The organism is Mesorhizobium sp. J18 (assembly GCF_007829525.1).
Lineage (GTDB): Bacteria > Pseudomonadota > Alphaproteobacteria > Rhizobiales > Rhizobiaceae > VLJP01.
Genome location: NZ_VLJP01000068.1, coordinates 1 through 10,973, shown reverse-complemented (window position 1 = coordinate 10,973; position 10,973 = coordinate 1). Strand labels below are relative to the sequence as shown.

At 64.8% G+C, this 10,973-nt stretch carries 12 protein-coding genes; 11 read left to right on the top strand and 1 reads right to left on the bottom strand.

Going from position 1 to position 10,973, the window contains the following annotated elements:
• Positions 1 to 151: 151 nt before the first annotated feature.
• From L598_RS21545 to L598_RS21540, 11 genes are all read left to right on the top strand, one after another.
• A complete protein-coding gene (locus tag L598_RS21545; RefSeq protein ID WP_186445116.1) occupies positions 152 to 328 on the top strand; it encodes a hypothetical protein in 177 nt (58 codons plus the stop codon).
• Complete coding sequence (locus L598_RS19355; protein WP_144865336.1) at positions 303 to 1,628, top strand: TRAP transporter large permease; 1,326 nt, start codon at positions 303 to 305, stop codon at positions 1,626 to 1,628. Before L598_RS21545 ends, L598_RS19355 begins: the two co-directional genes overlap by 26 nt.
• Before the next feature lie 4 nt (positions 1,629 to 1,632).
• Positions 1,633 to 2,790, top strand: coding sequence for a CoA transferase (locus L598_RS19350; protein ID WP_144865334.1), 1,158 nt, complete (start codon positions 1,633 to 1,635; stop codon positions 2,788 to 2,790).
• Positions 2,787 to 4,004, top strand: a complete 1,218-nt coding sequence (locus L598_RS19345; protein ID WP_144865332.1) for a CoA transferase — start codon at positions 2,787 to 2,789, stop codon at positions 4,002 to 4,004. Before L598_RS19350 ends, L598_RS19345 begins: the two co-directional genes overlap by 4 nt.
• On the top strand, positions 4,001 to 5,158 hold the full coding sequence (locus L598_RS19340; protein ID WP_144865330.1) for a thiolase family protein: 1,158 nt from the start codon (positions 4,001 to 4,003) through the stop codon (positions 5,156 to 5,158). The genes L598_RS19345 and L598_RS19340 overlap by 4 nt, the downstream gene beginning before the upstream one ends.
• A gap of 2 nt (positions 5,159 to 5,160) precedes the next feature.
• Positions 5,161 to 5,574: an OB-fold domain-containing protein gene (locus L598_RS19335; protein WP_210245031.1), complete on the top strand. Its 414-nt coding sequence runs from the start codon at positions 5,161 to 5,163 to the stop codon at positions 5,572 to 5,574.
• A 27-nt stretch (positions 5,575 to 5,601) separates the two neighbouring features.
• The gene (locus L598_RS19330) at positions 5,602 to 6,591 is read left to right on the top strand and encodes a quinone oxidoreductase (protein WP_144865328.1); all 990 of its coding nucleotides are present in this window, start codon (positions 5,602 to 5,604) and stop codon (positions 6,589 to 6,591) included.
• A 17-nt stretch (positions 6,592 to 6,608) separates the two neighbouring features.
• Complete coding sequence (locus L598_RS19325) at positions 6,609 to 7,712, top strand: amidohydrolase family protein (RefSeq protein WP_144865326.1); 1,104 nt, start codon at positions 6,609 to 6,611, stop codon at positions 7,710 to 7,712.
• 82 nt (positions 7,713 to 7,794) lie between these two features.
• Positions 7,795 to 8,559 carry a GntR family transcriptional regulator gene (locus L598_RS19320; protein ID WP_186445114.1) on the top strand — a complete coding sequence of 255 codons (765 nt, stop codon included), beginning with the start codon at positions 7,795 to 7,797 and terminating at the stop codon, positions 8,557 to 8,559.
• Positions 8,549 to 9,388: an alpha/beta hydrolase gene (locus tag L598_RS19315; RefSeq protein ID WP_186445113.1), complete on the top strand. Its 840-nt coding sequence runs from the start codon at positions 8,549 to 8,551 to the stop codon at positions 9,386 to 9,388. The genes L598_RS19320 and L598_RS19315 overlap by 11 nt, the downstream gene beginning before the upstream one ends.
• An 83-nt stretch (positions 9,389 to 9,471) precedes the next feature.
• Entirely contained in the window at positions 9,472 to 9,639 is a 168-nt protein-coding gene (locus L598_RS21540; RefSeq protein WP_186445112.1) for a hypothetical protein, read from the top strand.
• 173 nt (positions 9,640 to 9,812) lie between these two features.
• Here L598_RS21540 and L598_RS19310 read toward each other — a convergent pair whose 3' ends face one another.
• Positions 9,813 to 10,970 carry a fumarylacetoacetate hydrolase family protein gene (locus L598_RS19310; RefSeq protein ID WP_144865338.1) on the bottom strand — a complete coding sequence of 386 codons (1,158 nt, stop codon included), beginning with the start codon at positions 10,968 to 10,970 and terminating at the stop codon, positions 9,813 to 9,815.
• Positions 10,971 to 10,973: the final 3 nt, after the last annotated feature.

Genomic DNA, 10,973 nt, shown 5'->3' with positions numbered 1-10,973 from the left:
AAGCCGCCGGCACCCGAGGTCTTCATCCCGGCATTCGCGCGGGCGGCCCTGCAACCCCAACCAGCAATGCCGCCCGCGCTGGCGCCGCGACCATCATTGCACTAACAATCAAATTGGACCCGTCCGTGGGGGCCGATCACGGTCGTATCGCATGAACGAACAGATCTGGGGCGCGACGATCCAGTTCCCGCTCTGGCCTTCCAAAATGGCCATCAGTGTCGCCACGCTGCTCCTTTCGGTTCAGTTCCTGCTGGATGCTGTCGGTACGCTTCTGATCCGCGATTTCCACCGTCATCCCGACGATGCAGAGGTACATGCCCATGTCTGATCTCGCCGTGGGCTTCATCGGAATTGCGCTCCTCCTCGGCTCGATCCTGCTTGGCGCGCCGATCATGATGGCGTTGACCGGTGTCGGCTTCATCGGCATCGTCGCCATGAACGGGATGCTGCCGGCGATCTCGGTGCTCGGCACCATTTACTTCTCGGTGGTCAGCAGTTTCCACTTCAGCGTCATTCCGATGTTTCTGCTGATGGGTTTCTTCGCCATGCGGGCCGGCATCGGCAATGATCTGTTTGACGCCTGCACCAAATGGCTTGGCCGGCTTCCCGGAGGCCTTGCAGTGGCAAGCACCGGCGCGGCAGCCGCTTTCGGCGCCGCGTCCGGTTCCAGCGTCGGCACGGCGACCCTGTTCACCAAGCTCGCGCTCCCGGAGATGATCAACCGCGGCTACCATCGCGGCTTTGCGGCCGCGTCAATCGCGATCGCGGGTACGCTGGCGGTACTGATTCCGCCCAGCGCTCTGATGGTGGTCTACGGCATCCTCACCAACGCCGCGATCGGCAAGCTGCTCATCGCCGGTATCCTTCCGGGCATCATCTTCTCAATCATCCTCGGCGCAACGGTGTTGACGCTGGCGCTCACGAACCCCGCCAGGGCTCCGCGGGACGATCGCATCTACAGCTGGAGGGAGAAAATGTGGGCGCTGCGCATGGTAGGCCCACTGTTTGCAGTCATTGCGGCTATGATGGGCGGCCTTTATGCGGGTGTGTTCACCCCGACGGAGGCCGGCGCGATCGGCGCGCTCGTCACCTTCATCATGGCGCTGCTACGCCAGAAGAGCCTGCGCAAGCTCGAACTGGGCAAGACGCTTCTGGAGACGGTGACGCTGACGGCGATGATCTTCGCCATCATCATCGGCGGCCTGCTGTTCGCGCGCTTTCTCGCGCTCAGCGGCGTATCTGGCTTCATCCAGAACATCCTCGTCGGCGGCGGCCTTGAGGTGTGGATGGTGGTAACCATCGTCACCCTTGTCTACCTGATCCTGGGAATGCTGATGGACGCGCCGTCGCTGCTGGCGATCTCGCTGCCCATTACCCATCCCGTCATGATGGGGCTGGGCTTCGACCCGCTGTGGTTCGGCGTCTACGTGATCGTGCTGGCAGAGATCGGGGCCGTCACACCGCCGGTGGGTATCAACTGTTTCGTCGTCAAGGGCGCAGCCGGCAACCTCGTCAGGCTGGAGGAAATCTTCAGCTCGCTCACGCCGTTCATTTTCGCCTCGTTCCTGATGCTGGCGCTGCTGCTCATCTTCCCGCAGATCGCGCTCTATCTCCCGCAGCAGATGTAGCCCCATGGCCGCCTTGCGGAAACCAAAGCAGCCGCAGCCTTATGACGGGATGCGCATTCTTGACCTGACGCACCGCTACGGCGTCTACGCGGGCAAACTGTTCGCCGACCTCGGTGCGGAGGTGATCCGCGTCGAACCGCCGGACGGTCTGCCCGACCGCGCGGCTCTGCCAAACCGCGATCCGCGCTTCGCCTTCCTCAACGCCAACAAAAAGAGCATCGTGCTCGACTTCGGCGACCCGCGAGCCGAAGCCAGGATCGACGCGCTGGTTTCGAGCGCCGGCGCCGTCTTCATCGAGCGCGACGGGCCACTCTACGACGCGATCGGCCGGCTGCGGGCCGCCAATCCGCGGGCGGTGATCACCGCCGTTTCGCCTTACGGCATGACAGGGCCGCTCGCAGACGCGCCGGCTTCCGACCTCGTGCTTCAGGCGGCGGGCGGTATCGCCTGGATGTCCGGACGCATCGAACGCGAGCCGCTTGCGCTCCCCTTCTCGCAGGCGACCATGGTCGGCTCGATCTATGCTGCTACAGTGACGGCGATCGCGCTCCACCATGCCGAGGCGACCGGCCAGGGCCACTTGATCGACGTGTCAGTGCAGGAATGCATCGCCCATTCGCTTCAGAACGCCATCCAGGTCTGGGACCTCGAGCAGCGCATCTCGATCCGCGGCGGCGAAGGCACGCGCGATGCGACCGAGGACATCTTCCCCTGCCGCGACGGCTTCGTCTTCCTTGCCTCGCCACTCGCGGTCGGCAATTCATGGAAGTCACTGGTGGCGTGGATGGTCGAGGCCGGCCACCCCTCCGGTAAGATATTCTCGCACGAGCGCTGGTCGAGCCGGGAATGGCGGTTGACGCGCGAGGCGCGTGAGGAGTTCCGTACCGCCTTCACCGCCTTCTCGACCCTGTTCGACAAGGAAGAGATGGCGCGGCAGGCAATCGCCCGCCGCATCGTCATGGGACCGGCCAGCCGCATATCCGAGGTGATCGACGATCCCCAACTCGCCCATCGCGACTTCTTCACGCAGGTGGAGATGGAAGACGGCGCTCTGGTACGTTTTCCCGGCGCGCCCTTCAAGCTGACGCCGCAGGTCTGGGCCACGGCCCGCGCCCCGGCGCTGGGCGAGCACAACGCGTCTGTAAAGGAGCTCTCGTCATGAAGCCCGACTTCCTCAAAGGCGTGCGCTTCGCGGACCTGACATGGGCGGGCGCGGGCCCGTTCAGCACCAAGATCTTCTCCGACTTCGGCGCGGAGGTGATCAAGATCGAAAGCTCGGTGCGGCTCGATTCCGTGCGCACCGGCGGCCCGTTTAAGGACCGCAGGTTCGGCGTCAACCGCTCGGGCTACTTCGCCTCGCGCAACACCGGCAAGAAGAGCGTCGTGCTCGACCTGAAATCGGAAGAAGGCCGCGCGCTGGTCTTTGACATCATCCGCAAGTCAGACGTGATCTCCAACAATTTTGGACCAGGCGCGATGGATCGCCTCGGTCTCGGCTATGATGCCGTGCGCGCCGTCAAGCCCGACATCATCTACCTGTCGATGCCGATGTATGGCGAGGACGGCCCGCGCGCCGAGATGCTCGGCGTCGGCATGACGATCAGCGCCGTCACCGGCCTGATGTGGTCCACCGCATACGGACCTGGCGATCCCGTCGGGCCGGGCACGCACTATCCCGATCATGCCGCCAACCCCTATCACGCGGCTTTCGCGGTGCTGGCGGCGCTGCGGCGCAAGAGGCTGACCGGCGAAGGCATGAAGATCGACCTGTCGCAAGTGGAGTCGACCATTAATTTCATCGGTACTGCCTTCGTCGCGCAGGCGATGACCGGTGAGGAACCGCCACAGGCCTCGAACGCCTCGGGCGAGATGGCGCCGCACGGCATCTATCGCTGCAAGGGCGAGGATGCCTGGTGCGCGATCACCGTCGGCTCGGATGCGGCGTGGGCCGAGATGGCACGGCTGATGGGCGAGCCAAGGCTGGCGGACGATACCCGCTTCGCTTCCACCGCCGCACGGATCGGAAACCGCGAAGCACTGGACGGCATCGTGACGACATGGACATCGGCGTGCGAGGCCGGCGAGGTGGCCGAAAGACTGCGGCAGGCCGGTATTCCCGCCGCCAGGGTCGCCAATTCTCGCCATTTGGTCGAGAACGACGTGCAGCTTGCCGGCCGCGGCTATTGGCAACGCGTCGAGCATCCCGAACTCGGCAACAGCCTCTACGCCTCCCCGCCCTACCAGGTCGACGGGGAACGGGTGGAGCTTTCACGTCCCCCGCTTCTGGGTGAGCACACGCGTGAGGTGCTGTCGCTCCTGCTCGGCCTGGATGAGGCGAGACTGGATGCGCTCGAAACATCAGGGGTGTTCAAATGAAATCACTGAAACGCGTGGCCGCCGTCATTGGCGTGGGGCACAGCGACTGGGTCGGTGACTGGACCCGCGTGCGCGCCGGCGAACGCCCGGACGACTGTTACGGCTACGCTGCGAGCGCGTTCCGCAACGCCCTTGCCGATGCCAACATCGCGCGCGAGAAGATCGACGGGCTGATCGTCGGCCCCACGACGGCCTACGAGCGTATGGCCGAGGTTCTGGGCATGAACGTGCGCTGGGGCGATCAGGCAGACGCGGTGTTGTCGGTGGTACAGGCCTGCATGGCCATCGAGAGCGGGCAGGCCGACATTGTCGCACTCGTCTACGGCAACGACCAGCGCTCGGTCGGAACCCAGTATGGCGGTCCGCAGGCGATGGGCGGCGACCAGTTCCTCTCCTATGTCTACCATTCACCGTGGGGTATGACCTCGCAAGGCGCGCTCTATGCGCTGATGTTCCGCCGCTACAGCGAGCTGTTCGGCATCAGCGAGCGCGACCTTGGCCATGTCGCGGTCGCGCAGCGTGAGGGTTCGTCAGTCAATCCAAACGCGATCCAGCGCAAACGCATCACCATCGAAGACTACATGGCCGCCCCCTACATTACCGAGCCGCTGCGGCTGTTCGACTACTGCCTCATCAACGACGGCGGCGTCGCGCTGATCATCGCGGAAGCGGGGCTTGCGAAAACGCTGTCACCGAAGCCTGTCTATATCGAGGCGGTCGGCCGCTACGACCTCAACAAGGGCGCGACCAGCCTGGAGCCCCGCCTGACCGACTTCTATCGACCGGCGCAGCAGGCGGTGGCCGAGCAGATATTCGGCACGTCGGGCCTCGATCCGAAGGATATCGACGTCCTCCAGGTCTATGACAGCTTCTCGGTCCATGTGCCGCTGGCGCTGGAAGGCTACGGCTACTGCAAGGTCGGCGAGACCGGCCGCTTCATGCGCGAGGACGGCATCGGGCTTGCCGGCAGGCTGCCCACCAATACCAGCGGCGGGCACCTGTCGGAAAGCTACATGCAGGGTTGGAACCACCAGATCGAATGCGTCCGGCAGGCGCGTGGCGAATGCGGCGCGCGCCAAATCGAGAACTGCCGTCGCGTGCACTACACCTCGGACGTCGCCGGCAAGGCCGTCTCAATCATCTACGGAGCGTAAGCATGCAGACCGCCGCTACCCCGCCGCGCGTGTTGGGCCTCTACGACCAGCCCTTCTGGGACTTGCTGGCCGAATCCGGCCGCATGCACCTGCAATGCTGCTCGGCCTGCGGCGCGTGGCGCTATCCGCCCGGTCCCGCTTGCCACGAATGTCTTTCGCCGGACTGTGAATGGAAGCCGATCACCGGCACGGGAGAGCTGCTTTCGTGGATCATCTTCCGCAAGCAGTATTTGCCGGCCTATCCGGCGCCCTACAACGTCATCGCCGTCAGGCTGGACGAAGGTCCGACGATCATCAGCAACCTGACCAGTGATCCGACGCTCGACGACAGTCCCATCGGCCGGCGTGTCCGTCTTACGGTCGCCCGCATGGACGACGGTGTGGCGCTTCCGCGCTTCGAGTTCGCGGATCGCTGAACGGAAAACAGCAACGGGATAATGAGAATGGTGAAGGCAGTCCGCATCCACGAATATGGCGGTCCGGAGAAGCTCCGCTACGAAGATATCGAGATCGGTGAGCCTGGCCCCGGCGAGGCATATGTGCGCCACACCGCCATCGGCCTCAACTTCGCCGACACTCACAATCGCGAGGGCCGCTATCCGCTGCCCTCGCTGCCACATGTGCTGGGTGGCGAGGCGGCCGGCGTGGTCGAGGCGGTAGGACCCGGCGTCACCGACGTCAAGGTCGGTGACCGCGTCGCCTATGCCGCCGGCGGCCCGGCCTTTCCGCCCGGTTCCTATGCGGAGGCCCGGCTGTTCGACGCCAGCAGGCTCGTCGTGCTGCCCGACGAGATCGACGACATCACTGCCGCCGGCATGATCGTCAAGGGACTGACGGCGCAGTACCTGCTCAAGAGCGTCTATCCGGTCGGACCGGGAGACACGATCCTTGTCCACGCTGCGGCCGGCGGCGTCGGGCTGATCCTGTCGCAATGGGCCAACCATCTCGGTGCGCGCGTCATCGGCGTCGTCAGCTCGCCGGAAAAGGCGAAGCTGGCGCTGGAAAACGGCTGCCGTCACGCGCTGGTCTCAACGCGGGAGGACGTGGTCGCCCGCGTTCGCCAGCTCACGGCCGGCGAAGGCGTGCCGGTGGTGTTCGACGCCGTCGGCCGCGACACGTTCGATATCTCACTCTCCTGCCTGCGGCCGCGCGGCACCATGGTCAGCTTTGGCACGGCGTCAGGGCCCGTGCCGCCATTCGACCTGTTCCGGCTGAACAGGATGGGCTCGCTGACGATCACAAGTGCGGCCTTTGCCTGGTTCGTGCGCAGCCGGCCGGAGCTTCTGTCGCGCGCCGCCGACCTGATCGATGTAGTGCTGCGCGGCGCGGTGAAGATCCAGGTCAACCAGACCTTCCGGCTCGCCGACGCCGCCGAGGCCCACCGGGCGCTGGAGTCGCGCCAGACGCAGGGCGCCAGCGTCCTCATCCCCTGAGCATGAGGCGGGAACCCATGGCCAGCACTCCAAAGCCGCGGCATATCCCGATCCGCAAGGAGTGGCTGGCGCTACGCCAGGAACCGGTGGTGGAACCGAAGCGCCCTATCATCGACGCCCACCACCACCTCTGGAACAAGGCCGATGCGCCCTATCTGGCCGCCGACATGGCGCAGGACGCCGCAGGGCACAATGTCGTCGCCACCGTCTTCGTCGAGGGCAAGGAATTCTGGCGCAGTGACGGTGACCCGCTTGAACGGCCGCTCGGAGAGACGGAGACCGTGGCCGCGATGACCAGGGCGCAGGCCGCGCTCGACGGCGGCCGTTTCCGTATCGCCGCCGGCATCGTCGGCTATGTCGATCTCGCCGCCGGCGCGAAAGCGGGGGCCGTGCTCGACCGACATGTTGAGGTCGGGTGCGGCCGTTTCCGCGGCGTGCGCAACGCCTCTGCCTGGCACGCCGACCCGGAGGCGCGGGGCTCCGTGCTGCTGCCGCCGCCAGGCCTGCTCTACCATCCCGGCTTCCGCGCCGGGCTCGCCGAACTCGCTGCCCGCGGCCTTGTATTCGATGCGTGGATGTACCACACCCAGCTCGGCGAGCTCTGCGACCTCGCCCATGCGATGCCGGAACTGTCGATAGTGGTAAACCATACAGGCGGGCCGATCGGCATCGGCCCCTATCAAGGGCGGAGGGCGGAGGTCTTCGCTGACTGGGAGCATTTCATGGGTCGGCTGGCCTGCTATCCGAACGTGACCGTAAAGCTTGGCGGCTTCGGCATGCTGATGTCTGGCTTCGATTTCCACGAGAGTGACGCACCGCCAAGCTCCGATGCTCTGGCGGAGGCGTGGGCGCCGTACTTCCTGCGCTGCATCGACCTGTTCGGCGCGGAACGCTGCATGTTCGAAAGCAATTTTCCCGTGGATAAGGGAACCGCGTCCTACCTCGTATTGTGGAATGCGTTCAAGAAAATAGCTGCGGTCCGTTCCGAAGAGGAAAAGCACGCACTTTTCTTCCAGACGGCCAATCGCACCTATTCTCTAGGACTGGACGCGGCGTGTTCCCGCCCGAAAATGCAAACAGGACGCGAGCCGGATGCCCATCAGCTCGTCAGGGGGAGGTGAAGCGATGCCGGATGCAGGCGGCACGGAACGGAAAGGAGCGGCGGGAGCGGCGCCAGTCCTGACGGCTGCGCTGCACGTGCCGATGAGCCGCGAGGCCTCGCTGGCGCAGGCCCAGCACGTTATCCGCTCCATCGTCGCCAGCCGCCACGACCGCCCATCGCTGGTGGCGCAGATCGCCTGCGAGATCGGCGCGGAGATCGTCGAGGCGATCATCCCGCCTGGGCACGATCTCAATACGGTGGAACTGGCCCGGCGCTACCAGACAAGCCGCACGCCTGTGCGTGAGGCGCTGATCCTGCTGGAAAATGAGGGGCTGGTGGATATCCCGCCGCGGCGGCGCCCACGCGCCCACGTTCACACCATGATCGAGGTCAGTGAAGTCTACCGGACGCGCACGGTGCTGTTCGAGCTGATGGCTACGGATTCGGCCAAGCGCGCGACGGAGGCCGACATCGAGGTGCTGCGCGGCATTCTCGCGCGCATGCAGCAGGCCGCCGAACTCGGCGACATCACCGCCTTCTCCTGGCTCAGCGTCGAGTTCCACGATTTCGATACGCGCCTGTCGGGCAACACCACGGCCAAGCGCATCCACGATTCGCTGCTTTTACGCAGCCTCGCCATCCGCCGGCTGAGCCTGTCGCAGCCGACCCGCATGGCGAGATCGCTGGAGGACCATATCCAGCTCGTCAAAGCCTACGAGAATCACGATTCCAATCTGGCGGGCGCAATCCTGCGCGCGAACCATACGGCCGCGCTCGCCAGCGTCGAACATTATTTTCAAAAGACCGGCACGCTCACCCTGCCCCATGCCGTGGCCGCTCAACCGGAAAAGAATGGTGAGAACTGAACAAGGCCCCTCGAAGGCGACGGCACTGCATGTCTCGGCCGGCGGCCCGACCGATGCGGCATTCACGCTGTTGCTGATCCATCCCATGGGCGCGGATCTGACTTTTTGGAGCCGCTGTCGCGAATTTTTTGAAGAACATCACTGCTGCATCGCGGTCGATCTGCGCGGTGCGGGCGCTTCACCCGCCAGCAGCCGGCCGGTATCGATCGAAGCGCATGCCGACGATCTGGCGGAGTTTGTCGATCGTGCCGGCTTGCGCAACGTCGTGCCGGTGGGCTGCGCGGTGGGCGCGATGGTCGCGGCCGCCCTTGCAGGCCGCCATCCGGCGTCGATCCGCGCTCTCGTGCTGTGCAATCCCGGCTTCAAAACGCAGCCTGCCGCACGCGACATGCTCGCTATGCGCGCCGCAACGGCGCGGAAGGGCGGCATGCCGGCCGTGCTGCCCGGCGCGGTCGATTCGGCCTTTGTCGACTGCCCGCGCGACGTGGCATATGAGGCCTATTTCCGGCGCTTCGCAAATCAGGACCCGGTTGCCTATGCGCTCCAGATCGAGGCCATGCTCGACGCCGATACGGAACCTTTCCTCGGGAAAATCACCTGTCCGACGCTGATTGTCGCTGGCGGCAAGGACCCCCTGCTTCCGGTCGAGCACGCGCGCGCGATCAAGGAAAGGCTGGCCGAAGCCCGACTGGTCGAGATCCCCGACGGCGCGCATTTCATCCCGTACCAGCGGCCCGAGGAATTTTCCGCCCTGGTAGGCGATTTCCTGCAAAAAGCTAGGCATGCCCGTTCATCGAGCGCCCCTGGCACAGACAGCCGGATCAGATGATGGCTTCCGCCGCCAGGCGACAAAGTTCCGCGTCGGTATAGCCGAATTTCCTCAGGACTTCACGGGTATCGCCGCCCATCCGCGTGCACGATCCGGTCGTGCGCGTGCGCCGCATTTTCCAGAACGAGCGCAAGGAAGTCATCTGCCTCGCTCAATTGACCTACCGGACGGACGGCGTCGTGTTCGACATCAATATCGATCTCGAAGACCGCGACCGACTGCTCGAACTGGGCGGATTTCCCGAATCCTGACAAATGTGAACGGATCTCTCGGGACTTCATATCCCAAGCTCATGGCGGGCGTTTGCCGTCAGCTTGCCCGGGTGTTCCCTCATGCCGGTCGATACCCGATCCTCGTTGAGGTTGAGTTCCGCTCCTTTGGTGAAGATGACTGCAACGATTCTGGCACCCTGCTCCTCGGCTCCTCAGATGATCTGAGCTGCGGCGAGGTCGCGCATGAGGTGGCTGGCACCGTAGGTCCAGGGTGCGCATTCGGTTGCAGGCAGCACGCGGTTGACCAGTGCCCCAAGGCTGTCCGTCTGGATGGTGACCATGTCCCCCTTCTTGTGGGTGAAGCCCTTGCCGGCCTCGCCGCGATCCTTCGAAGGCACGAACATGGTGCCGAGATAGAGCACCATGCCGTCCGGATATTGATGATGCGGCCCCATGGCGGCAGCCACGAGCTCTTCCGGCGAACGGCTGATCTCGGCCATCGAGCTTGCCCCTTCGAGCGAGAACCCGTCCTCGCCTTCGACGCGCAGGCGAACCTCGGCCCGCTTCACGTCCGAAAGAGAGAAGCTTTCGTCAAACAGGCGGATGAAGGGGCCGAGCGCGGCGGACGCATTGTTGTCCTTGGCCTTGCCCAGAAGCAGCGCGGAACGCCCCTCGACGTCGCGCAGGTTGACGTCATTGCCAAGCGTGGCGCCGACAATCCGGCCGCGGCTCGAAGCCACCACCGCGACTTCCGGCTCCGGATTGTTCCAGTTGGAGACCGGATGCACACCGACATCGGCGCCAAAGCCGACCGAGGCCATCGGCTGGCATTTGCTGAAGATTTCCGCATCCGGGCCAATGCCGACTTCCAGATATTGCGACCAGAYCCCACGCGCCATCAGCTTTTCCTTGCAGACAGCCGCTTCCGCCGAGCCGGGCTTCAGCTGCGAAAGATCGTCCCCTATCAGGGAAGCGATGTCCGCCCGGATGGCGTCGGCCTTTTCCGGCGCGCCCCGCGCCTGCTCCTCGATGACGCGCTCGAGCAGGCTGACRACGAAGGTCACGCCCGAYGCCTTGACCGCCTGAAGATCGACYGGCGAAAGCAGAAAGGGCTGCCGCGGGTCGCGATGCGCTTCGAAGCTGTTTTCCGCCACCGCCTCAAGACTGCCGATCACCCTGCCTTGCGCCTTACGGACGTAACCTGCCGGGTCATCCAGTTCGCAGATGTCGCGCACCGTCGGCGCCTCCTTCGAGGTGATGTCGAGCACCGCGCCTTCCCGCACCGTCACCACCAGGGGATGACGGGCAGAAGCGGTCCTGGCACGACCAACAAACACTCCCTCATCCGGAAGGCCCAGAGAATATCTCATACG

Coding starts and splice junctions, on each gene's coding strand:
- L598_RS21545 (WP_186445116.1), top strand. CDS start 152: ATGAACGAACAGATCTGGGGCGCGACGATCCAGTTCCCGCTCTGGCCT.
- L598_RS19355 (WP_144865336.1), top strand. CDS start 303: ATGCAGAGGTACATGCCCATGTCTGATCTCGCCGTGGGCTTCATCGGA.
- L598_RS19350 (WP_144865334.1), top strand. CDS start 1,633: ATGGCCGCCTTGCGGAAACCAAAGCAGCCGCAGCCTTATGACGGGATG.
- L598_RS19345 (WP_144865332.1), top strand. CDS start 2,787: ATGAAGCCCGACTTCCTCAAAGGCGTGCGCTTCGCGGACCTGACATGG.
- L598_RS19340 (WP_144865330.1), top strand. CDS start 4,001: ATGAAATCACTGAAACGCGTGGCCGCCGTCATTGGCGTGGGGCACAGC.
- L598_RS19335 (WP_210245031.1), top strand. CDS start 5,161: ATGCAGACCGCCGCTACCCCGCCGCGCGTGTTGGGCCTCTACGACCAG.
- L598_RS19330 (WP_144865328.1), top strand. CDS start 5,602: ATGGTGAAGGCAGTCCGCATCCACGAATATGGCGGTCCGGAGAAGCTC.
- L598_RS19325 (WP_144865326.1), top strand. CDS start 6,609: ATGGCCAGCACTCCAAAGCCGCGGCATATCCCGATCCGCAAGGAGTGG.
- L598_RS19320 (WP_186445114.1), top strand. CDS start 7,795: ATGAGCCGCGAGGCCTCGCTGGCGCAGGCCCAGCACGTTATCCGCTCC.